Here is a 22,925-nt window from a genome sequence, read left to right as displayed (position 1 = left end):
CGCCGACGATGCCCCCGCGTCCGCCGGTACAGCCCGCCGCGCCCACCTCGGTCTTCGGCGACGCCGTGGCCACCCCGCCGCCTGTGCCGCCGCAGGCGCCCTCGCCGTTCGGCGCCCCCGATCCGCGCATGAGCGCGCCGTCGGAAGACCAGACGGTCCGTTTCACCGGTGAACTGCCGCGCCGGGACGGTTCGCCGTTCGGTGACTCGGTGCCGGTGACCTCGGGTCGTGAGCACACCGAGGTGATCCGCCGCGAGCGGCCGACGCCGCGCGCCCAGGCACCGCTCGACACCCCCGCGCCCGAGACCGTGCGGGTGCCTGCGCCGGAGCCGGTGCGCGCGCCGATCACCGAGGAGCCCAAGGCCGACGACAAGGCCTGGTGGAACAGCCCCGACGAGGGCGGCGCGGTCCCGAAGCCGCCGTCGGAGCCCGGGTTGTCCTGGGCCGACGACCCGATCGCCCGTCGCCTCGCGCCGAAGACCCCGGTGACGCCGGTCAGCGAGAAGCCGGACATCGACAAGCGCCGCCTGCGCTGGATCATCGGCGGCGCGGCGGCCGCGGTGCTGCTCGTCGTCGCGCTGATCCTGACGATCGCCCTGGTCAAGCGCGGTGGTGGCAGCGACCCCGGCGTGACCGCTGCCCCGATTCCGTCGATCGCCTCGCCCACCGAATGCAAGGCCGTGGCCGAGCAGGCCGTCACCGTCGGCAACGGCCCGGGGGACACCTCGTCCGGCTCGAAGGCCATCCTGGGCTTCCAGTACGCCTTCTACGTCGACCGGTCCGGGGCCAAGGTGCGCGACTACGTGGCGCCGGACGCCGAGAACATCTCCACCGCCGAGACGATCCAGAAGGCGATCGACGAGCTGATCCCCACCGGGTCCAAACACTGCGTGAAGATGCGCGAGACCGCCGTCGGCCGCTACGACGTGGAACTGCGCGAATGGCATCCCGATGGTTCGGCGATCGTCTACAAGCAGGAGATCGTCACCACCAACACCGATGGGAAATGGCAGGTCAAGTCGATTACGGCGCGATAGCGGTCCCATAATCTGGGATCTATATTTCACATCCTGGCGAACGGTATGCAATCGTGGGATGATTGCGGTTCCGTGGCGTTCCCGGGAGGTTTCCATGTTGTCGACAACTCCAGCACTGGCGAGCAAGCTCGCGGGCCTGCAGAGCTCGGCGATCAGGGACCTGCTCAAGCTCACGGCGCGCGCCGACATCATCAGCCTCGCGGGCGGGCTGCCCGACGCGGCGCTGATGCCGCGCGAGCGCATCGCCGCCGCCGCGCAGGCCGCGCTCACCGACGCCGCGGCCCTGCAGTACACCGAGTCGCCGGGCTGGCCCGCACTCCGTGAGGTGATCGCGGCGCGCGAGTCCGCGCGGATCGGCCGCGCGGTGCCGCTCGGGGAAGTCTTCATCACCCACGGCTCGCAGCAGGCGCTGTCGCTGCTCGCCGAGGTGCTGCTCGATCCGGGTGCGCTGGTGATCGTCGAGGATCCCGCGTATGTCGGTGCGCTGCAGGTGTTCCGGGCCGCGGGCGCGCGAATCGTCGCGGTGCCGCTCGACGGTGACGGCATGCGCGTCGACGTGCTGGAAGACCTGCTCGCCGCCGGGGAGCGCCCCGCCGTCGTGCACACGGTGTCCAACTTCCACAACCCGGGCGGGGTCACCCTGGCCCCCGAACGCCGCCGCCGCCTCGCCGAACTCGCCGAGGCGCACGGCTTCTGGGTCATCGAGGACGACCCGTACGGTGAGCTCTGGTTCGACCGGCCCGCGCCCGATCCGGTCGCGAGCTACTCGCCGCAGGTGATCCGGCTCTCCAGTACCTCCAAGATCCTGGCTCCCGCCCTGCGCGTCGGCTGGATGGTCGCGCCCGACCACGTCTGTCGCGCGGTCGAACTGCTCAAGCAGGGCGCCGATCTGTGCGGCTCGGCCCTCACCCACCAGATCGCCACCGACTTGCTGACCGACTCCGATTGGCTTGCCGCCCACGTCGATTCGGTGCGCTCCGCCTACGGCAGCCGGGCCCGTGCGCTGGTCTCGGCGGTGCGCGACACTTTCGGCGAGCGGGTGCGCAGCACCGACGCGACGGGCGGCATGTTCGTCTGGGTCGACTTCACCGACGGCACCGACACCACGGACCTGCTCCCCGCGGCCCTCGACGCCGGCGTGGCCTATGTCCCCGGCGCGGCCTTCGCCGTCTCCGACGCCTACCGTTCGTCGATGCGGCTGTGCTTCACCACCTCGGACGAGGCGACCCTGGCCGAGGCCGTGGCCCGGCTGGGGCGCGCGCTCTGAGTCCTCAGACCCAGCCGTAGGTGCGTTCGACTGCCTTGTTCCATTCGGCGTAGCGCAGGATGCGCTCGTCCTGGGACATGGTGGGCGTCCAGGTGTGATCCGCGGTCCAGTTGGCGCGCAGGTCGTCGAGGCCGGACCAGTAGCCCACGGCCAGGCCCGCCGCGTAGGCGGCGCCGAGCGCGGTCGTCTCGCGGACCACCGGGCGGACCACGGGGACGTCGAGGATGTCGGACTGGAACTGCATGAGCAGGTCGTTGCCGGTCATGCCGCCATCGACCTTGAGCGTGGTCAGTTCCAGATCGAGCTGCTGGGCGCCGGCGTCGGCGCGCATGGCGTCGACGACCTCGCGGGTCTGGAACGCGGTGGATTCCAATGCGGCCCTGGCCAAATGGGCCTTGGTGACGAACCGGGTCAGGCCCGCGATGACACCGCGGGCGTCGGGCCGCCAGCGCGGGGCGAACAGCCCGGAGAAGGCGGGGACGAAGTAGGCGCCGCCGTTGTCCTCGACGCTGCGCGCCAGCGGTTCCACCTCCTCCGCCGAGGAGATGATGCCGAGATTGTCGCGCAACCACTGCACCAGCGAACCGGTGACGGCGATGGACCCCTCCAGTGCGTAGACGGCGGGCTGGTCGCCGAGCTGATAGCACGCGGTGGTGAGCAGGCCGTGCTTGCTGATCACCGGGGTGGTGCCGGTGTTGAGCAGCATGAAATTGCCGGTGCCGTAGGTGTTCTTGGCCTCGCCGGGCGACAGGCACGCCTGGCCGAAGGTGGCGGCCTGCTGGTCGCCGAGAATGCCTGCCACGGGCGCCCCGGCGAACGGTCCCGCGGTGATCTCGGCGTAGACCTCCGAAGAGCTGCGGATCCGCGGCAGCAGCGACATCGGGATGTCGAACTCGGCGCAGATCGCCGAATCCCATTGCAGCGTACGCAGATCCATCAGCATGGTGCGCGAGGCATTGGTGACGTCGGTGAGGTGCTCGCCGGTCAGCTTCCATAGCACCCAGCTGTCCATGGTGCCGAAACAGAGATCACCGGCCTCGGCGCGGGCGCGGACACCGGCGACGTTGTCGAGGATCCAGCGCAGCTTCGGACCGGCGAAATAGGTCGACAGCGGCAGGCCGGTGCGTTCGGCGTAGCGCTGCGGGCCTTGATCACCGGCGAGTTCGGCGCACAGCTGATCGGTGCGGGTGTCCTGCCAGACGATGGCGTTGTAGACCGGTGCGCCGGTGGCGCGATCCCAGACGACGGTGGTCTCGCGCTGGTTGGTGATGCCGATGGCGGCCAGGTCACCGGCCGAGCAGCCGGCGTTGCCCAGCGCCGCGCCGAGCACCCATTCGGTATTGCGCCACACCTCCGCCGGATCGTGTTCGACCCATCCCGGCTTCGGGAAGATCTGGCGATGCTCCCGCTGCGCGGTCCCGACGATCCGGCCCTGCCGGTCGAAGACGATGCAGCGACTCGAAGTCGTGCCCTGATCGATGGCGGCCACATAGCGACGCATTGATGCAGGCTACCGAACCTCGGACCGGCGACGCTGCCGCTTCGTCGCGAAGACACCGCCGCGCGCTCCCGGCTGTTTTCCGCGCCGAATTCGCTGCCACACCCCCGCGGTGAACGTCCCGCGCGCCGCGAAGGCACTACGTTTAGCCTGTACGCAGCGGCGCCGGGACCGTGCACGGCGTCGACCCACTGTCGGGAGATTCCGACCGTCCTCGGTCGGCGGCGAGGAGTCGAGCATGTCGCAGACACCGGAGTTTCCGTTCCTGCACCCGGGCGAACTGGTCGCGGGCGGTCAGCGGCTCGGACCCGGTCAGCTCGGCCCCGACCAGCGTCGCGCCGCCTGGGAACGACTCGGCAAGGACCAGTTCGACGTGCTGGTCGTCGGCGGCGGCGTGGTCGGCGCCGGTATCGCGCTCGACGCCGCGACCCGCGGCCTGTCGGTCGCGCTCGTCGAGGCCCGCGATCTGGCCTCGGGGACGTCGAGCCGGTCGTCGAAGATGTTCCACGGCGGCCTGCGCTATCTCGAACAGCTCGAGTTCGGTCTGGTCCGGGAGGCGCTGAAGGAACGCGAGCTGGCGCTGTCGACCCTGGCGCCGCATCTGGTGAAGCCGCTGCGGTTCCTGTACCCGTTGACCCGCCGGGTGTGGGAGCGGCCGTATGTGGCCGCGGGCCTGACCCTCTACGACACCATGGGCGGCGCCAAATCGGTTCCGGGACAGCGTCACCTGACCAGGCACGGCGCGATGCGGCTGGCTCCGGGATTGCGCCGGGACGCGCTGATCGGCGGTGTCACCTACTACGACACCGTCGTCGACGATGCCAGGCACACCATGACCGTGGCCCGCACCGCCGCCCACTACGGCGCGGTCATCCGCACCTCCACCCAGGTCGTCGGATTCCTGCGGGAGGCCGACCGGGTCGTCGGGGTGAAGCTGCGCGACACCGAGGACGGGCGCACCGGGGAGGCGCGCGCGAACGTGGTGATCAACGCGACCGGCGTGTGGACCGACGAGGTGCAGGGCCTGTCGCGGCAACGCGGCCGATTCCATGTGCGCGCGTCCAAGGGCGTGCACATCGTGGTGCCGCGCGACCGCATCGTCAGCGACGCCGCGATCATCCTGCGCACCACCACCTCGGTGCTGTTCGTCATCCCGTGGGGCGCGCACTGGATCGTCGGCACCACCGACACCGACTGGAAACTCGACCTCGCCCACCCCGCCGCCACCAAGGCCGATATCGACTATCTGCTCGACCGGGTGAACGAGGTGCTGGTGACCCCGCTCACCCACGCCGACATCGACGGCGTCTACGCGGGCCTGCGGCCGCTGCTGGCCGGGGAGAGCGACGAGACCTCCAAACTGTCGCGTGAACACGCGGTGGCCCGCGTCGCGCCCGGCCTGGTGAGCATCGCCGGCGGCAAGTACACCACCTACCGGGTGATGGCCGCCGACGCGATGGACGAAGCGGCGCAGGACATTCCGGCCCGGGTGTCGCCATCGATCACCGAGAAGGTCGCGCTGATCGGGGCCGACGGCTACTTCGCATTGGTGAACCAGACCGTCCAGCTGGCCGAGCACTACGGCGTGCACCCGTACCGGATGACGCACCTGCTCGACCGTTACGGCTCGGTGGTCGACGAGGTGCTGTCCCTGGCGGCGGGCAGACCCGAACTGCTGCAACCGATCACCGACGCGCCCGCCTACCTCCAGGTCGAGGCGGTGTACGCGGCCGCCGCCGAGGGCGCGCTGCATCTCGACGACATCCTGGCCCGTCGCACCCGCATCTCGATCGAGTACGCCGATCGCGGCGCGCACTGCGCCGAGCAGGTCGCGCACCTGGTCGCGCCCGTAGTGGGCTGGGACGCCGACGATATCGACCGCGAGGTGACCATGTATCAGGCGCGGGTGCGGGCCGAGATCGAATCACAGACCCAGCCCGACGACATCTCCGCCGACGCGCTGCGGGCGGCGGCGCCGGAACCGCGCCCGCAGCTGCTCGAGCCGGTACCGCAGGAGCGGTGACCGCTAGACGGTGGCCTTCTGCAACGCGAGCAGTTCGACCGCGTTGTGCGCGCAGAACACCTCGACGTCGTCGCCGTGCCCACGCAGCAGTTCGCGCAGCCGCTCCTGATTGTCGATCCGGTCGGACCCGACGGTCTGCACCAGGCGCTCGAACAGCGCGGCGCCGGGTGGCTGGTGCGGGTGCTCGAGATCGAGCTGACCGGGATGGAAGTACGCGTCACCGACCGCGAACTTCCAGCCGGCGCCGGTGTCGATCGCGATGCCCGCGTGGCCGCGGGTGTGCCCGGCCAGCGGGATGATCAGCAGTTCCGCGGGCAGGCCGCGCAATTGGCGCACCGCGCCGAAGCCGAACCACGGCTCACCGAGTTCGTCGTAGCTCGTCCAGCGCGGCTTGTGCTCGAATTGCGCCGTGCGATAACGGAATTTCTCGCGCGGACCGAAATGGCCCTCGAGCGCGCGCAGTTCCTCGCCGTAGACGTGCACGGTGGCCCGGGGGAATTCGGCGAGTCCGCCCGCGTGGTCGAGATCGAGGTGGGTGAGCACGATGTCGGTGACGTCCTCGCGGCGGAAGCCCAATGCCTCGATCCGGCGCGCGATCGTGCCCTCGAGCTCGAGGACAGGACGGGTCAGCCGGATGAAGCGGCGGCCGAGCCAGGCGTCGGGACGGCGCACCGCGCCTTCGCCGATGCCGGTCTCGATCAGTACCAGCCGGTCGTCGAGTTCGACGAGGACGCAGTGGCAGACCATTTCGGCTCGGCGGGCGAGGCCGCCGACGCCGTCGAGCAGACGGCCGCCGAAAGGACGCATGGTGCCGCCGTCGAGGTGGTGCAGACGCATCAGGAGAGCTCCTGTTCGAGGGTGGCGCGCAGGTGGTCGGCCACCGCGCGCAGAGGGGTGAGGTCACGTCGGGTGCGGGCGAGCAGGAGTGCGCCTTCGAGCATGGCCAGGGCCACCGTGGACAGCTGGTCGGCGCGGTCGTCGGGAATTCCCTTGGCGCGCAGGAACTCGTCGATGGCGGTGCGCCAGGAGTCGAAGCCGGTGGCGCAGGCTTCGCGGATCGGTTCGCTGTGGACGCCCGCGTCGAGGGCGATGGTGGCGATCGGGCAACCGCGCTGGAAGTCCGAGTCGGTCAGCATCGTGGCGAGGGCGGCGAAGACGCCGTCGATATCGCCGGCCGCGAGCGCGTCGGTGAGCAGCGTCCGCAGCGTGTCGGACGACTGGGCGATGGCCTCGGCGGCGAGCTGTTCCTTGCCGCCGGGGAAGTGGAAGTAGAACGAGCCCTTGGGTGCGCCGCCCGCGCTGACCAGCTGATTGACGCCGGTGGCGTGGTAGCCCTGGGTGTGGAACAGGTCGGCGGCGGCGTCGAGGAAACGCTGCCGGGAGTCCGTGCGTGGGGTCACCGGCTCAGCGTAGCTCGAGTATGACGACCGGTCTAGTTAGTTGGTTCGGGTTGGCAGCGAGGACAGAAGTAGATGCCGCGTTCACGCCGGGTGATGCGATCGGCGGGGTCGTCCTCGCCGAGCAGCCGCGAAACGATCGCGGTGCCGCAGCGCGGGCAGGGGCGGCGGGTGCGGCCGTAGGCCATCGCGCGCCAGGGCGGCTGGTGCGCGGCCTTGCCGAGCACGCGGTGGGACTCGTCGACCAGGGCGGGCAGGTCGCCGATGTCACCGACCGGGGTCGCGGGGTGGACGCGGCGCAGGAAGCAGATCTCGCTGCGGTAGATGTTGCCGATGCCTGCCAGGTTGCGCTGATCGAGCAGGGCCAGGCCGATGGGGCGGCGGGGATACTCGCTGATCCTGCGCAGGGCCTCGGCGGCGTCCCAGTTCGGGCCGAGCAGGTCGGGACCTAGGTGATCGATGACGGTGTGTTCCTCGGCCCGCGGCAGCACCTGCACCTTGCCGAGTTCGAAGCCGACCGCCTCGAACTCGTCGTTGGCCAGCACCAGCCGCGCGGTGACCGGCGGTTTCGTCCAGCGCTGGCCGTGGTGGAAGATCCGCCAGACACCCTCCATCTTCAGGTGGGTGTGGATGCTCACGCGGTCGGTGCGGATGAACAGGTGCTTGCCGTAGCTGCCGACCTCGGTGACCAGGTCGCCGACCAGGTCGACCGTCGCGTATCGGGGCACCCGGAAGTCGCTGCGGGTGAGGGTGCGCCCGGCCAGCGCGGTCCGCAGGCGCTCGGCGGCGCGGAAGACGGTATCGCCCTCGGGCATCCGGCTACACCTGCCTGCGCAGCCGCAGGCCGCGTGGGGTCATCGAGAACCCGGACTCGACCAGGACATCGGCGAAGGTGTTGCCGTGCACGGTCTCTCCGTTGATCTTGTCGATCACCAGGCCGTCGACCCGGCGATCGTGCACCAGCCCGGCCAGCGCGGTCGCGGCCAGCCGCCGCAGTCCGGGGTCCTCGGTGAAGCTGAGCAGGGTCTTGCCGCCGCGCTCCACGTACAGCACCAGCTCGCCGCCGACCAGCACCACCAGGGCGCCCGCCTTGCGGCCGGGCCGGTGGCCGCCCTCGGTGTCGCCCTTCGGCCACGGCAGCGCGGCGCCGTACGGGTTGGCCGGATCGCAGGAGGCCAGGGCCACCGCGACGCCGGGCTGGGTGGCGGTGCGGTCGGTGTCGAAGGAGCGCAGCCGGTCGACGGTGTCGGTGGTGGAGAACTGCGCGCCGCCGAGCGTGTCGACGAAATAGCCACGGCGGCAACGACCGCGGTCCTCGAACTCGGTGAGCACTCGATACATCAGCGCGAAACCGCCGGGCACGCCCTCGTTCTGGACCGACCCCCGGGTCAGCACGCCGTAGCGTTCGAGGAGTTGATCGGCGGTGGCGTGGGCGCGCAAGGTGTTGTCCTGCACCCGTTCCGGCAGGATCGACCAGCGCCCGGCCAGGGTCGGCGGACCGCTGCGGGTCGGCATCGCCGGGCGCGGCAGGTAGGCGCGGCCGCGGGGAGCCCGGCGCGGGGTGCGATGGGCGGTGGTGCTGCGCGCGGTGCCGGAGAGCAGAGCGCGCACGGGGGCGAAGGTGTCGCCGGAGACGTAACCGGCCCACACCAGCTGCCACAGCGCCTCGCCGACGGCCTTGTCGTCGAGCAGGCCGGTGGCGTCGGAGAGCTGGCGGAAGAAGTAGGCGCCGCCGCCGTGCAGGGTGGGCGGTAGGCGGCGCGGGGAGTCCGGGCTCGCGGGCGCGGCGGCCGGATTGGGGGCCTCCGCGGGGGGTGTGCGGTCGCCGTGGGGGTCGAGGCGGGTGGTGGAAGTGTCGGTCGGCCCGGCACCGGATCCGGCGGGCCCGGAGGCCGCCGGTGCGTCCAGGTCGACCGTGGGTGGTTGCGCGGCGCGCGGCGGCCACGGCTCCAGCGGTGCGCCCAACGCCGCCAGGAGGCCGAGCTGGAGATCGGTGGGATCGATGTCGTCGGGCGGCGGCAGGGTGAACGGGGCCTGGTCGGCCAGGTGCAGCGCGATCCAGCCGTCGCGGGCGGTGATCGCGCCGTGCCCGGACCAGATCACCTCCCCGCTGGCCATCAATTCGTCCAGCATGGCGGGGGAGTAGTCGCGCACGCGCATCGGCAGGATCAGCGATTCCCAGGCCGACGCCGGAATCGGCACGCCCGCGAGCTGTTCCACCACCGTGGCGACCCCGTCGATTCCGCGCAGCTCACCGGAACCGACGTGCTGCCAGGCAGGGAGGAAGCGGCCGAGCGCGGTGGTCGACACCGGCTCGACTTCGTGCCGTGCGGCAGCCAGCGAGCGGCGGCGCAACCGGCGCAGCACCTGCGCGTCGCACCATTCGGTGCCTGCCGTCGCGGGCGTGAATTCGCCCTCCACCACCCGTTTCTCGGCCAGCAACCGATGCAGCGCGGTGGCCGCGACCGCCGAGCCGAGGCCGAAGCGCGCCGCGACATCGGCGGTGCTGAACGGTGCGTGGGTGCGGGCGTAGCGACCGACCAGGTCGCCGAGCGGGTCGGGGACGGGTTCGATGAACGCGGCGGGCACCCCGATCGGCAGCGGCACACCGAGCGCGTCACGCAGGCGGGCGGCGTCCTCGATCGCCACCCACCAGGTGCGGCCCGCGAAGGAAACCTCCAGCGCGCGATGGGCGTGCCGGAGTTCCGCGAACCAGGTCGGCGCGTCGGAGTCGGCGAGCACGTCGGTGTGCGCGGCGGCTGAGTCAGCGGCCTCGGCGATCGGCAAGGCGAGGTCCGCGGCCGCATCGGGCCGACTTGCCTCGACGGACGGGGTTTCGGGCGCGGAAGCTGGTGTGTCACCGCGCCGTACGCAGCGGGCGGCGGCTTCGGCGGGGGTGAGCGGGCCGAGCAGGCGCAGCAGGTCGGCCAGGCCCTCGGCATCACGGGCCCAGCGTTCGGGGGTGAGGCGCTGGAGTTCGCGTTCGGTGAGGGTGATGACGGCGGGGTCGAGCAGTTCGCGCAGTTCGACGCGGCCGAGGAGTTCGGCCAGCAGGCTCGAGTCCAGTGCCAGGGCGGCGGCGCGGCGCTCGGCCAGCGGGCTGTCGCCGTCGTAGAGGAACTGGCCGATGTAGGAGAACAGCAGGGCGTTGGCGAACGGGGACGGGCTGGCGGTCTCGACATCGATCAGCCGCACCTCGCGGCGGGCGAGCTTGGTGAGCAGCTCGCGCAGGGACGGCAGGTCGTAGACATCGCGCAGGCATTCGCGCACGGTTTCCAGCAGGATCGGGAAATCCGGGAATTTGCGTGCCACATCCAGCAATTGGGCCGAGCGCTGCCGCTGCTGCCACAGCGGTGCGCGCTTGCCCGGGTCGCGGCGCGGCAGCAGCAGCGCCCTGGCCGCGCACTCGCGGAAGCGGGAGGCGAACAGCGCGGAGCCGCCGACCTGCTCGGTGACGATGTCGTCGATCTCGTCGGGTTCGAAGGCGAACAGTTCGGCGCCGGGCGGGTCGTCGGTGGTGTCGGGCAGGCGCACCACGATGCCGTCGTCGGACGCGGTCGGCGCCGCGTCGATGCCGAAGCGTTCCTGGAGCCGGGCCCCGACGGCCAGTGCCCACGGTGCGTGCACCGGGGTGCCGTAGGGGGAGTGCAAGACCAGTCGCCAGTCCCCGAGCTCGTCGCGGAAGCGCTCCACGATCAGGGTGCGGTCGGTGGGGAGCTGGCCGGTGGCGGCGCGCTGCTCCTCGAGCAGGCCGACCATGTTCGCCGTCGCGTTCTGGTCCAGGCCCGCGGTGCGGACCAGCTGTTCCAGCCGGGCGGAGGCGGCGTCGGGGGTCTGCGCGCGCTTCGTCGAACGCGCGCGGGCGGACTTCTGCACGCCGCCGTTCGCCGCGGGCTCGGCGAGCGCGGAGGACGACATCGAATTGTCCTGTGACGCAGCAGATCCGGGCGGCCGGATGCCCATGTCCGCGACGATCCGGGACAGGTCGTCGGCCGACACCTGACCCGCCGTGCGCACGAATTCGCCCAGGGCGGTGCCCAATTCGGCCGGACGACCCAAACTGTCGCCGTGCCAGAACGGCAGCCGGCCGGGCAGTCCGAAGGCGGGCGAGACCAGCACCCGGTCGAAGGTGATCTCCTCGATCCGCCAGCTGGTCGCGCCGAGCGCGAAGACGTCGCCCACGCGCGACTCGTAGACCATCTCCTCGTCGAGTTCGCCCACCCGGGAAGCCTTCTCGCCCACCATGAACACCGCGAACATGCCGCGATCGGGGATGGCGCCGCCGGAGGTGACGGCGAGTCGTTGCGCGCCGGGACGGCCGGTGAGGGTGCCCGCGTCGCGGTCCCAGACCACGCGCGGTCGCAGTTCGGCGAACTCGTCGGACGGGTAGCGGCCCGCCAGCAGGTCGAGCACGGATTCGTAGGCCGAGCGGGGCAGGTTCGCGTAACTGCCGGTGGCGCGGACGATATCGAACCAGCCGTCGACATCGATCGGTTCGAGCGCGCAGGCGGCCACCGTCTGCTGGGCCAGGATATCGAGTGGATGCGCGGGGATCTGCAGCATCTCGATCTCACCGGCCAGCATCCGCTGGGCCGCGACGGTGCAGTGGATGACATCGGTGCGGTGCTTCGGGAACAGCACGCCGCGCGAGACCTCGCCGACCTGGTGCCCGGCGCGGCCGACTCGCTGCAGCCCGCTGGCCACCGACGGCGGCGCCTCCACCTGCACCACCAGATCGACCGCGCCCATGTCGATGCCGAGCTCGAGGCTGCTGGTGGCCACCACGCAGCGCAGTCGGCCGCTCTTGAGGTCGTCCTCGATGAGCGCGCGCTGCTCCTTGCTGACCGAGCCGTGGTGGGCCCTGGCCAGCAGCTGGTCGGCGCCGTGGATCACCTCGGTGGACGGGCCGAGCTGGGCGGGTGGCGCGTGCTCGGTGTCCACCGGCTCGCCCAGCCTGGCCGCGTAGGCCTCGTTGAGCCGCGCGGTCAGCCGTTCGGCGAGCCTGCGCGAGTTCGCGAACACGATCGAGGACCGGTGCTCGAGCACCAGGTCGACAATGGCCTCGTCGACGTGCGGCCAGATCGACCCCGGCTGCTCGGAATCGCCCGGATCGGTCATGTCGGCCACCGGGACGCGCACCGACAGGTCGAAGGTCTTCGGCGCGGGCGGGCGCACGATGGTGATCGGCGCCGAGCCCACCAGGAATCGGCCGACCTCCTCGGGCGGGCGCACCGTCGCCGACAGGCCGATCCGCTGGGCCGGCCGCTCGGTCAGCTGATCCAGCCGGGCCAGCGACAGGGCCAGGTGCGCGCCGCGCTTGGTGCCCGCGATGGCGTGCACCTCGTCGACGATCACCGTGCCGACCTGGGCCAGGCTCTCCCTGGCCGCCGAGGTGAGCAGCAGGAACAGCGACTCCGGCGTGGTGATGAGGATGTCGGGCGGCGTGCGCTGCATCGCCCGCCGCTGCGCAGGCGTGGTGTCGCCGGAGCGCACCCCCACCGAGATCTCCGGCGGGTCCAGCCCCAGTCGCTTCGCGGTCTGCGTGACCCCCACCAGTGGCGCCCGCAGATTCCGCTCGACATCCACCGCCAGCGCCTTGAGCGGCGAGACGTACAGCACCGACGTCCCGCGCGGCGTCCCCGGTTCCGGTGCGGGCCGGGTCGCCAGCCGATCGATGGCCCACAGGAACGCGGACAGCGTCTTCCCCGACCCGGTGGGCGCGACGACCAGCGTGTGCTCCCCGTCGGCGATCGCCTGCCACGCCCCGAGCTGGGCCGACGTGGGCCCGGCGAAGGCCCCGTCGAACCACTGCGCGGTAGCGGGCGAGAACCGATCCATAGCGTTCAGTGTGCACCGCCCCACCGACAAGCCCCTGGACGCTAGCAGCGCGGTCACGTTTGCCGTCTGTAGCCGACGGGATTACCGTTCCCCGGGGATGGACGGGTGACCGGAACCCGTCACCGGGGACATTCGACGGAGGATTCGATGGCTGGGGGCGATCCTTCGACGGTTTCGGTCGAGCCCGAAGAAGTCAGAGCGCTGGGGCGGGTGGCCTATCAGGTGGCGCAGGAATGCCAGGCCGGGTACGCCTCGTTGGTGACCGATTTGCGGGCCACGATCGAGACCTGGACCGGGAACAACGCCGGTGTGTTCACCGCGGGGTGGGAGGAGTTCCATCTCGGTGCCGATCAGGTGTGGGACGCGTTGTTCGAACTGGCCGAGAAGCTGGGGATCACCGCGGAAACCCTCGCGCAGGTCGACGAGTCCAATGCCGCGGCGACCTACACGCTGAATCTGTGAGTGCGGAGCCGACCTCTGATGACGACTGAACCTCCCGCGTTCTCGGTCGATCTCGACCAGCTCGAACAGTTGACCGCGCGGATGCGTGGGTACATGTCCGCTGTCGCCGATGTGCTGACCGCGCTCGATGCCAAGGCCAAGGAGGTCGAGGGCGTGTGGTCCGGTGCGGCGGCCACGGCCTACAGCGAGGCGCATACGGAGTGGCGGGCCGGGGTCACCGATATGCAAGATGGTTTGGCGGCGCTGGAAGCGGCGGCGAAGACCGCACACCAGAGCTATACCGACGCGGCGTCGGCGACGTTGAAGATCCTGGGCGTATGACGCCGACGGTCACCAAGCTCGACGTCGATCCCAAGGTCTACTACCAGGCTGCCACCAATTGCTTCGATGCCGCCGCGTCTCTGTTCGACAGCTTCACCTACGTTTTCGGTGAGCTCAACGGCTACGGGATGATGGCGGGCCGCGACGAAGACGGCCGAGCGTGGGCGGCGTCCTACGACCAGTCCGCGCGGGATGCCGTCGCGTTCTACGGGCAGACGTATTCGACCTTGCGTGCCTACGGCACGGCGCTCAACGACATCGGTTTCGAACACGCGAAGTCCGACGCCGCGATCAAGGGCACAGAACAACCGACGAGGCCCGCAGATTCGGCGTCGACCGCCACGTTCGGGCCCTACGCGCTGCCCGCGTCGGCGGCGGGCGGGACACCGCAGGGTCTGGCGCAGACGGCCATCGACGTTCTCGATGCGATCAACTGTCCACTTCCGGACGGTAATACCGACACGCTCACCAAAGCGGCGGAGGCGTGGGACCGGCTCGGCACGATCTACCAGAACACGAACGCCAAGGACAAGATCACGATCGCCGCCGGTCTGTTCGACGGGGTCACCTCCACCGACGCGATGCAGGTCCGGGAAGACCTGAAGAAGATCGAGAAATCGATCGGGGCGTTGCTCACCACGTGCACGCAGATCAGTACGTCGTGTCTCGACTACCGAGGCGCGATCCAGGAACTTCGCGAGGAGATCAAGGGGTTCATCGAGGCGATCATCACCGACGCCGCCATCGACGCTGCCGTCACGGTGATCGCCACCTGCCTGACCGGCGTCGGCGGCCTGATCGCCGGCGCCAAGGCGGTGGAGTCGGCTCGTCGATGGTCGGTGACGATCAAAGCCGCGGTGACGGCGTGGCGAGCCCGCAAAGCCTTGCAGCTGAAAGGTCTGGCCGACGATGCCGCGGCCGCCATGTCGAAGGCCAAACAGGAGATCACCGAACTCTTCGAACGGTTGCGAGGCAAGGGTGACGGGGTCACGACACCGAAGGCGGCAAGCCTGAGCGACGATGATCGCCGCGCACTGCTCCAGGGCCCGAGCGACCTTCGGGGCCGATCGCTGACCGATATCCTGCGCTCCGGGGAAACACCTACCGCCGACCAGCAGCGCCAGATCGACGCGCTCAACGAGGCGCTCGGAAAGATGCCCGCCCACGAGGGCCTGGTCAGCCGGCATACCAACCTGACCCCCGAACAGCTTGCCCGGTACCAACAGGACCAGCCCGTCACCGAGCTGGGATTCACTTCGGCCAGTACCAATCCGAAGGGCGTCAACGAACTCACCGTGCAGAACTCGGAGGTCGAGTTCCAGATCGTCAGCAAGACCGGCCGCGACTACAGCGAGTACGGGACGCCCGACGAGGTGCTGTTCGCGTCCGGGACCAACTTCTTCGTCCACAGCAAGACGGTCGACCCGGCGACCGGCCGGATACTCATCAAGATGACGGAAATGTAGGAGGACCCCGATGCCCGAGAAGTTCGGCGGCAAGATCTTCTATTCGGCGGAGGAAGCCGTGCGACTGGGGTTGCGACCGTCCGCGGAGGACATCGCGCGCAGCGAACGCATGTTCGCCGAGTTCGAGGAGCAGCGGCGACTGCTCGGTCCGGCGCCCGCGGGCACCAGCCCCGGGTTCGGCGGCCGGTTCTCCGATGATCTGGGCGGCACCGAGTTCGAGGGCTGGACACGTCATCCCAGCACCGGTGCGTGGCTCGACAAGGAAGGTCGACCGGCCTACGACGACGACGGCCGAAGGATCGACTACGACGGATAGACCCTGCTGCGGACCGGCTCCGGAAGTTGGCCGATGACCTGCGTCACACTGCCGAGTGAGCCGACGCTACGCTGGGCTCTCGTGCAAACGGTGCTCAGAGTCGACCTCGTCGGTCACGGCCTGACCGAGGCGGTACGGAAGGCGCGATTTCCTGTCGACGAACCACTCGACGAGTCGGGGCGGGGTGCGCTGCGGGCGTACTCGGTGCCCGAGGGCGCGCAGGTGCGGACCGGGCCGGAACGGCGGGCTCGGGAGACGGCCGAGACGCTCGGGGTGGTCGGGGAACTGGACGCGCGATTGCGGGATCTCGACGCGGGGTCGTGGCGTGGGACCGAGATGAGCTCGCTGGCCCAGGATCAGCTGTTCGCCTGGCTCACCGATCCCGAATTCCGCGGGCACGGCGGCGAGTCGGTGACCGACCTGGTCGACCGGGCGCGGTTCTGGCTGGCCGAGATCGCCTCGGCCGGGCGCGACACGGTGGCGGTGACCCACCCCGCGGTGGTCAGGGCGGTGCTGCTGGTGGTGCTCGACGCGCCGCCGAAGTCGTTCTGGCGCATGGATGTTCCGCCCGCGAGCGTCACCCGGCTGCACTATCGCGGTAACTGGACGCTGCGCCTGGGCGGTTCCTAGCAGCGACGAACCCCCCGGACTCACTGTCGATTCCGGGGGTCGTCGGTGGCCGTGGTCAGGTGTGGGCGGCGCCGTCGATGCGGATTTCGGTACCGCTGATGAAGCGGCCGTCGTCGGAGACGAGCATGGCGATGACGCCGGCGACATTCTCGGGACCGGCCAGCTCCGCCGGGTTGTCCTGCGGGACAACGGCGACCAGGCGGCTGAACAGCGACCAGTCGGAGTCCTGGGGGAGGTAGCCGGGGGTGGCGTCGGTGATCCCCGACTTGATGCCGCCGGGCGCGACGCTGACCGCCCGCAGTCCCTGCTTGCCGTACTCGAGGGCCAGGACATGGGTGAGCGATTGGATGCCGCCCTTGCTGGCGGAGTACGCGGCCATATACGGGTGGGCGAAGCTCGCCGACGTGGAACTGAAGTTCACGATCGTGCTGCTGGGGTTGGCGAGCAGGGCGGGCAGGGCCTCGCGGATCACCAGGAACGTGCCGGTGAGGTTGATGTTGATGATCTGGTTCCAGAGGTCAAGCGACGTCTCGTGGGTGTGCACGGCGCGCAGAATGCCCGCGGCGTTGACGAGGGCGTCCAGGCCGCCGAGCGACTCGACGGCGCTCCGGACCCCGGCGATGACGTCGGCCTCGTCGCCGATGTTCATCTCCAGCGTGGTGAACCGGGCATCGGTGCCCGCCTCGGCGGCGCGGGCCCGGGTCGCCCGCAGGCCTTCGGCGTTGACGTCGGCGCCGACGACGACCGCGCCTTCGGACAGCAGGCGGAGGGCGGTGGCCTGGCCGATGCCGGAGCCGGCTCCGGTGACCAGGATGCGGCGCTGTTCGAGACGGTTCATGTGATTCTTCCTCGTCGTTGAGAGTGTTTCTGACACGATATGCCATAAATGGCAGGACGTGCAGAGAATCTTGGCGAGGTGGGTATAGTGCGGCCGTGACCAGGCAACCGAAGCGCGCGGCGCCCAGCCCTGGGCGGCCGGCGCTCAGCGAGATCCGCCGTGCGGCCACCCGCAAGGAGGTGGCCATGGTCGCCGCTCGGCTCTTTGCCGAAAACGGGTATTCCGCGACGACTGTCGAAGACATCGCCGCGTCCGCGGGGATGGGGTTGCGGACCTTCTATCGGTACTTCGCAGGCAAGGAAGACGTCGTCGCCCCACTGCTGGCCATCGGCACCCAGGCCTGGGCGGACGAACTCGCCGCTTGTCCGCCGGAGCTCCCGCTGCGCGAGGCGCTGAGTCGCTCCTACCGCACCGCGACCGCCGCCACCCTGGCCGACGGCGGCATCGCCGGCGAGCTCCTGCATCCCCTGCTGCGCGCTGTCACCGAACTGCCCGCCCTGCGGGCGACCTGGCTGCGTGTCCAGCAGGATTGCGAACTCAGCCTGATTCCCATCATCGCGGCGCGCACCGGCCGCTCGCCCGACGACCTGGATGTCGCGCTCGCCGCCGCCATGGCCAACGCGGCGGTGCGGCTGGGTACCGAAAGATGGGCCGCCGAAGCGGAATCCGACTCGGCCGCCGTTGTCGTCGACGCCTGCCTGGCCCGCCTCGCCGCGCACACACTCCTGTAGCCGGGATCGCGGGGTGCGCGCGGCCGTCGAATCGGTGCCGGAAAACGACGAAAGCCCCGGAGTCGAAACTCCGGGGCTTTCGTCTAGTAGCGGGAACAGGATTTGAACCTGCGACCTCTGGGGTATGAGCCCAGCGAGCTACCGAGCTGCTCCATCCCGCGTCGTAAATACCACTGTACACGGCGCGGCGCGGAAGACGAAATCGGTTCCTGATCAGCCGAAATGTATGCCCTGGGCCAGCGGCAGCTCGGCGGAGTAGTTGATGGTGTTGGTGGCCCTGCGCATGTAGGCCTTCCATGAGTCGGAGCCGGATTCGCGACCGCCGCCGGTGTTCTTCTCGCCGCCGAACGCGCCGCCGATCTCCGCGCCCGAGGTGCCGATGTTGACATTGGCGATGCCGCAGTCCGATCCGGCGAGGAACCGCTCGGCCTCGCGCTGGTCGAGGGTGAAGATCGACGAGGAAAGACCCTGTGGCACAGCATTGTTGAGGGCGATGGCGTCGTCGATCGCGTCGTAGACGAGCACGTAGAGGATCGGCGCGAAGGTCTCCTCGCGCACCAGCTCGGTCTGCGCTGGCATGCGCACGATGGCGGGGCGCACGTAGTAGGCGTCCGGGCCGACGAGGTCGATTCGCTCACCGCCGCAAACGATCTCGCCGCCGCTGTCCTCGGCCTGCAGCAGTGCCTTCTGCATCGAGATGAAGGCGCGCTCGTTGATCAGCGGGCCGACCAGCACGCCGTCGTCGAGCGGATTGCCCACGGGCAGTTGGCGGTACGCGGCGACGAGCCGCTCGACGAGCTGATCGGCGATGGATCGGTGCACGATCAGCCTGCGCAGCGTGGTGCAGCGCTGCCCCGCCGTGCCCGCCGCCGAGAAGACGATGCCGCGCACCGCCAGCTCCAGATCCGCGCTCGGCGCGACGATCGCGGCGTTGTTGCCGCCCAGCTCCAGCAGACAGCGGCCGAACCGGGCGGCCACGCGCGGGGCGACGGTGGCGCCCATCCGCACCGAACCGGTGGCGCTGAGCAGCGCGACCCTCGGGTCGTCGACCAGTGCCTCGCCGACCGCCGCGTCGCCCTGGATCAGCTGGTGCACCGCGGGATCGGCGCCGACGTCGACGGCGGCGCGGCGCAGCAGGGTGTGACAGGCCAGTGCGGTCAGCGGGGTGGTCTCCGAGGGCTTCCACACCACGGTGTCGCCGCAGACCAGCGCGATCGCGGTGTTCCACGCCCACACCGCGACTGGGAAGTTGAACGCCGAGATCACCCCGACGACGCCGAGCGGATGCCAGGTCTCCATGAGCCGGTGCCCGGGCCGCTCGGAAGGCATCGTGGCGCCGTAGAGCTGGCGGGACAGCCCGATCGCGAACTCGCAGACGTCGATCATCTCCTGCACTTCGCCCAGGGCCTCGGGGCCGATCTTGCCCGCCTCCAGCGTGACCAGCTCGGCCAGCTCGCCCTGGTGGGCGACCAGCAGCTCGGCCAGCCGGCGCACCAGCGCCGCGCGCACCGGCGCGGGCACGGTGCGCCAGCTCAGGAACGCGGTGGCGGCCCGCTCGATCGCGGCGTCGACGTCGTCGGTGGTGTCGGTGGTGACCGGCGGCAGGGCGCCACCGGAGATGGGGGTGCGGGCGAGCAGGTCACCGGACTCGGGGAGCTCGGCGCCGAGTCCGTGCAGCAGCGCCCTGGCTCGCAGCGCCAGCTGCTCGGAGAAGTGCTCGGTCACGCTGTGGGTCATCGCTGCTCACCTTCTGCTGTTTGGTACGGCTCACGGAAAAGTTCGGTGGAATTCGGTGGGGGAACAGAAAGAAGTTTTCCCCGCGCGACCCCCGTGCTGCGTTAGCCTTCGCTGATGGCGGATACACCGGCTAGACCCCAGCTCGACGACATCGACCGACTATTGATCAAAGAACTGATGAGCGATGGTCGCGCCACGTTGTCGAACCTGGCGGAGAAGGCCAGCCTCTCGGTCTCGGCAGTGCAGTCGCGGGTGCGCAGGCTCGAAGCGCGTGGAGTGATCCGCGGGTACGCGGCGCATGTCGATCCCGAAGCGCTCGGGCACCTGTTGTCGGCGTTCGTCGCGATCACTCCTCTCGACCCGTCCCAGCCCGATGACGCGCCCGCATTGTTGCAACACATCCCCGGCATCGAGGCGTGCCACTCGGTGGCGGGCGAAGAGAGCTACGTCCTGCTGGTTCGGGTCGCCTCCCCGCGGCACCTGGAACAGCTGCTGCAGGAGATCAGAGCCACCGCCAATGTGCGGACGCGCAGCACCATCATCCTGCAGACATTCTACGACAGGTAACGATTCCTCGTAATTGTTCCGCGATTCCGTAGAGGTTCCGTAAATATTTGCGTACCCTCGGCGTTGTGACCATCGAACTGGAGCGCCCCGGCGCGGCGGTCACCCCCGCCAACCGGGTCCACGAAATCCTGTCCTCGCACATCCTCGCGGACGGCTTCGAGCTTGTGCTCGACCTGCACAAGTCGCACGGCCGGACACTGATCGACGAACGTGACGGCACCGCCTACCTCGACATGTTCGGCTTCTTCGCCTCCAACGCGCTCGGGATGAACCATCCGGCGCTGGCGGGCGACGAACGCTTCCGCGCCGAGCTGGCCACCGCCGCGCTGAACAAACCGAGCAACTCCGACATCTACACCGTCGAGATGGCCCGCTTCGTCGAGGCCTTCGTCCGCGTCGTCGGCGACCCACGCCTCCCGCATCTGTTCTTCGTCGACGGCGGTGCGCTGGCGGTGGAGAACGCGCTCAAGGTCGCGTTCGACTGGAAGAGCAGGCACAACGAATCGCACGGTCGTCCACCGGAACTCGGCACCCAGGTGCTGCACCTGACCGGGGCGTTCCACGGCCGCAGCGGCTACACGATGTCGCTGACCAACACCGACCCGGTCAAGACCGCGCGGTTCCCGAAGTTCGCCTGGCCGCGCATCGAGACCCCGCACACGTTCGCGGGCCCGGACATCGCCGCGCTGGAGGCCCGCGCCATCGCGCAGGCCGCGCAGGCCTTCGCCGACCATCCGCACGACATCGCCTGCTTCATCGCCGAGCCCATCCAGGGCGAGGGCGGCGACCGGCACCTGCGGCCGCAGTTCCTCGGCGCGATGCAGCGCCTGTGTCACGACAACGACGCGCTGTTCGTCCTCGACGAGGTGCAGACCGGCGTCGGGATGACCGGAACCACCTGGGCCTACCAGCAATTGGGCATCGAGCCGGATGTGGTCGCGTTCGGCAAGAAGACCCAGGTCTGCGGCATCATGGCCGGCGGACGCGTCGACGAGGTGCCCGACAACGTCTTCCAGGTGAGCTCGCGGCTGAACTCCACCTGGGGCGGCAACCTCACCGACATGGTGCGCACCCGGCGCATTCTCGAAGTGCTGGAACAGGATCGGCTGATCGCGAAGTCGGTGCCGCTGGGCGCCTACCTGCTCGACCAGCTCGGCCAGCTCGCCGCCGCGCACCCGGACAAGGTGAGCGAACCCCGCGGGCGCGGTCTGATGTGCGCGGTCACGCTGGCCACCCCGGACCTGCGGGACCGGGTGGTGACGGCGCTGCGGGAGCGTCAGCACGTGCTGCTGCTCGGCACCGGGACCAGTGGCCTCCGTTTCCGGCCGCCGCTGACGGTTACCGAGGAAGAGCTGGAGCGGGCGGTCGATGCCTTGGACGCGGTGCTGACGCGAGAGCGCCTGTAGCGCAACAGGTGCCGCTCATGGCCTTGCGGCGCGTGTCCATCGACGACGCGCCGGGGGCTGTGAGCGGCGCGCTGTCCGAATTGCTGGATTTTCGCTGGTGCTGCTTCTAGGCTTCGCACCCATGTCACTCGGAAGTCACCCTGACATGGAACGGTGCAGCGCGTGAACCGCCTCACCGAGCGAATCGGACAAATTGCTGTCACCTTGCTGCTCGCCGTCACGGCGGGCTGTTCGAACAGTGAGGCCGTGACTGTCGAGACGCCGACCGCGCCGCCCACCTCGACGACCTCGCCGACCGCGATGCCGCCCCACATGACCGATCTGCTGCCCGGCATGCCGCCGCCGCTGTCGCCCACCGACATCTACGCCGCCAACCGGGAACTGAGTCCGTCGGTCGCCGATCACCGGCCGCTGGTCTACGTGCCCAACAGCAAGTCCGACACCGTGACGGTGATCGACCAGAACACCTTCCAGGTGCTCGGCACCTTCTCCTCCGGCGGCACCGAGCCACAGCACGTGGTGCCGTCCTACGACTTGCAGACCCTCTACGCCACCAACGATCTGCCGATCGGCGGCGGCAGCCTGCTGCCCATCGACCCGCGCACCGGAGCGCCCGCGGGCCCGGCGTTCCCGGTCCGCGACCCGTACAACATGTATTACACGCCCGATGGCGAGTTCGCCCTGGTCGTCGCCGAAGCGGACAAGTCGCTGGACTTCTACGACCCGGTGACCTGGCAGAAGCTGCACGCGCTCGCGGTGCCCGAGTGCGCCGGGGTCGATCACATGGACTTCACCGCCGACGGCCGCTTCGCCGTGGCCAGCTGCGAATTCATCGGGCGGATGGCCGTTTTCGACGTCGCGCGGCGCACGCTGATCAAGATGATCGACCTGCCGGGCGGGCGCGGTGGCATGCCCCAGGACGTGAAGCTCTCGCCCGACGGGCACGTCTTCTTCGTCGCCGACATGATGGCCGACGGCATCTACACCATCGACGCGCACACCTTCGACAACACCGGGTTCATCCCTACCGGCAAAGGGACGCACGGGCTCTACGTCACCCGCGACTCCACCCAGATGCTGATCACCAACCGGCACGAGGGCAGCATCTCGGTGTGGGATTTCGCCGCGGGCGGGTTGGTGCACAAGTGGTTCATCCCCGGCGGCGGCAGTCCCGACATGGGCAACATCTCCGCCGACGGGCGGGTGTTCTGGGTGTCGGGGCGGCACAACAACGAGGTGTACGCCGTCGACATCGTGAACTGGAACCTGCTGGCGCGCATCCCCGTCGGCCACGGGCCACACGGGTTGACGGTGTGGCCGCAGCCAGGGCGCTACTCCACCGGGCACACGGGGGTCATGCGGTAGATCGCACGGTCGAGGCGACAACGGCG

Annotated in this window: 18 protein-coding genes and 1 tRNA gene; 11 read left to right on the top strand and 8 right to left on the bottom strand. The window is 69.9% G+C overall.

Annotated features, from left to right (window positions below):
* Both V8688_RS15840 and V8688_RS15835 read left to right on the top strand, forming a co-directional pair.
* Nucleotides 1-1,037: hypothetical protein (locus V8688_RS15840; RefSeq protein ID WP_342801124.1), on the top strand; the 1,037-nt coding region annotated here is incomplete at its 5' end.
* Between the two features lie 94 nt (nt 1,038-1,131).
* Nucleotides 1,132-2,304: a PLP-dependent aminotransferase family protein gene (locus V8688_RS15835; protein ID WP_342801123.1), complete on the top strand. Its 1,173-nt coding sequence runs from the start codon at nt 1,132-1,134 to the stop codon at nt 2,302-2,304.
* Nucleotides 2,305-2,308: 4 nt separating this feature from the next.
* Here V8688_RS15835 and glpK read toward each other — a convergent pair whose 3' ends face one another.
* Nucleotides 2,309-3,805 carry a glycerol kinase GlpK gene (gene glpK / locus V8688_RS15830; RefSeq protein WP_342801122.1) on the bottom strand — a complete coding sequence of 499 codons (1,497 nt, stop codon included), beginning with the start codon at nt 3,803-3,805 and terminating at the stop codon, nt 2,309-2,311.
* A gap of 235 nt (nt 3,806-4,040) precedes the next feature.
* Between glpK and glpD the strand changes: the two genes are divergently transcribed.
* Nucleotides 4,041-5,825 carry a glycerol-3-phosphate dehydrogenase gene (glpD, locus tag V8688_RS15825; protein WP_342801121.1) on the top strand — a complete coding sequence of 595 codons (1,785 nt, stop codon included), beginning with the start codon at nt 4,041-4,043 and terminating at the stop codon, nt 5,823-5,825.
* 3 nt (nt 5,826-5,828) lie between these two features.
* Here glpD and V8688_RS15820 read toward each other — a convergent pair whose 3' ends face one another.
* From V8688_RS15820 to V8688_RS15805, 4 genes are read right to left on the bottom strand one after another with little or no spacing between them, the layout of a single operon-like run.
* Nucleotides 5,829-6,662: an MBL fold metallo-hydrolase gene (locus tag V8688_RS15820; protein ID WP_342801120.1), complete on the bottom strand. Its 834-nt coding sequence runs from the start codon at nt 6,660-6,662 to the stop codon at nt 5,829-5,831.
* Complete coding sequence (locus V8688_RS15815) at nt 6,662-7,225, bottom strand: TetR/AcrR family transcriptional regulator (protein WP_342801119.1); 564 nt, start codon at nt 7,223-7,225, stop codon at nt 6,662-6,664. The genes V8688_RS15820 and V8688_RS15815 overlap by 1 nt, the downstream gene beginning before the upstream one ends.
* A gap of 32 nt (nt 7,226-7,257) precedes the next feature.
* Nucleotides 7,258-8,037 carry a DNA-formamidopyrimidine glycosylase family protein gene (locus V8688_RS15810; RefSeq protein WP_218720901.1) on the bottom strand — a complete coding sequence of 260 codons (780 nt, stop codon included), beginning with the start codon at nt 8,035-8,037 and terminating at the stop codon, nt 7,258-7,260.
* 4 nt (nt 8,038-8,041) lie between these two features.
* Nucleotides 8,042-13,060: a DEAD/DEAH box helicase gene (locus tag V8688_RS15805; protein WP_342801118.1), complete on the bottom strand. Its 5,019-nt coding sequence runs from the start codon at nt 13,058-13,060 to the stop codon at nt 8,042-8,044.
* Nucleotides 13,061-13,207: 147 nt separating this feature from the next.
* On the opposite strand from V8688_RS15805, the gene V8688_RS15800 reads away from it, so the two are divergent.
* The 4 genes from V8688_RS15800 (at nt 13,208) to V8688_RS15785 (ending at nt 16,255) form a co-directional block, all read left to right on the top strand.
* On the top strand, nt 13,208-13,522 hold the full coding sequence (locus tag V8688_RS15800; protein ID WP_218720903.1) for a WXG100 family type VII secretion target: 315 nt from the start codon (nt 13,208-13,210) through the stop codon (nt 13,520-13,522).
* An 18-nt stretch (nt 13,523-13,540) separates the two neighbouring features.
* Entirely contained in the window at nt 13,541-13,843 is a 303-nt protein-coding gene (locus V8688_RS15795) for a WXG100 family type VII secretion target (RefSeq protein ID WP_342801117.1), read from the top strand.
* 1,476 nt (nt 13,844-15,319) lie between these two features.
* Nucleotides 15,320-15,625, top strand: coding sequence for a hypothetical protein (locus V8688_RS15790; RefSeq protein ID WP_342801116.1), 306 nt, complete (start codon nt 15,320-15,322; stop codon nt 15,623-15,625).
* Nucleotides 15,626-15,706: 81 nt separating this feature from the next.
* Entirely contained in the window at nt 15,707-16,255 is a 549-nt protein-coding gene (locus tag V8688_RS15785) for a histidine phosphatase family protein (protein WP_342801115.1), read from the top strand.
* Between the two features lie 55 nt (nt 16,256-16,310).
* Here V8688_RS15785 and V8688_RS15780 read toward each other — a convergent pair whose 3' ends face one another.
* The gene (locus V8688_RS15780; protein WP_342801114.1) at nt 16,311-17,093 is read right to left on the bottom strand and encodes an SDR family oxidoreductase; all 783 of its coding nucleotides are present in this window, start codon (nt 17,091-17,093) and stop codon (nt 16,311-16,313) included.
* Between the two features lie 95 nt (nt 17,094-17,188).
* On the opposite strand from V8688_RS15780, the gene V8688_RS15775 reads away from it, so the two are divergent.
* Nucleotides 17,189-17,824 carry a TetR family transcriptional regulator gene (locus V8688_RS15775; RefSeq protein ID WP_218720908.1) on the top strand — a complete coding sequence of 212 codons (636 nt, stop codon included), beginning with the start codon at nt 17,189-17,191 and terminating at the stop codon, nt 17,822-17,824.
* A gap of 87 nt (nt 17,825-17,911) precedes the next feature.
* On the opposite strand, the gene V8688_RS15770 is transcribed toward V8688_RS15775, so the two are convergent.
* Together V8688_RS15770 and V8688_RS15765 are read right to left on the bottom strand one after the other, a co-directional pair.
* Nucleotides 17,912-17,985: transfer RNA gene (locus tag V8688_RS15770), tRNA-Met, on the bottom strand.
* 52 nt (nt 17,986-18,037) lie between these two features.
* Nucleotides 18,038-19,561 (bottom strand): aldehyde dehydrogenase family protein, encoded by a 1,524-nt coding sequence (locus tag V8688_RS15765; RefSeq protein ID WP_342801113.1) that lies wholly within the window; start codon nt 19,559-19,561, stop codon nt 18,038-18,040.
* A 114-nt stretch (nt 19,562-19,675) separates the two neighbouring features.
* Here V8688_RS15765 and V8688_RS15760 point away from each other — a divergent pair, with 114 nt between their 5' ends.
* From V8688_RS15760 to V8688_RS15750, 3 genes are all read left to right on the top strand, one after another.
* Nucleotides 19,676-20,128: an Lrp/AsnC family transcriptional regulator gene (locus V8688_RS15760; protein WP_071926582.1), complete on the top strand. Its 453-nt coding sequence runs from the start codon at nt 19,676-19,678 to the stop codon at nt 20,126-20,128.
* Nucleotides 20,129-20,193: 65 nt separating this feature from the next.
* Nucleotides 20,194-21,534, top strand: a complete 1,341-nt coding sequence (gene lat / locus V8688_RS15755; protein ID WP_316573644.1) for an L-lysine 6-transaminase — start codon at nt 20,194-20,196, stop codon at nt 21,532-21,534.
* A gap of 246 nt (nt 21,535-21,780) precedes the next feature.
* On the top strand, nt 21,781-22,899 hold the full coding sequence (locus tag V8688_RS15750; protein WP_342801112.1) for a YncE family protein: 1,119 nt from the start codon (nt 21,781-21,783) through the stop codon (nt 22,897-22,899).
* The last annotated feature ends 26 nt before the right edge of the window (nt 22,900-22,925 follow it).

It is taken from the genome of Nocardia sp. No.11 (assembly GCF_038752175.1).
GTDB classification, from domain to species: Bacteria; Actinomycetota; Actinomycetes; order Mycobacteriales; family Mycobacteriaceae; genus Nocardia; species Nocardia canadensis.
The sequence above is the reverse complement of the archived record's forward strand: the minus strand, read 5'-3'. Positions and strand labels throughout refer to the sequence as shown.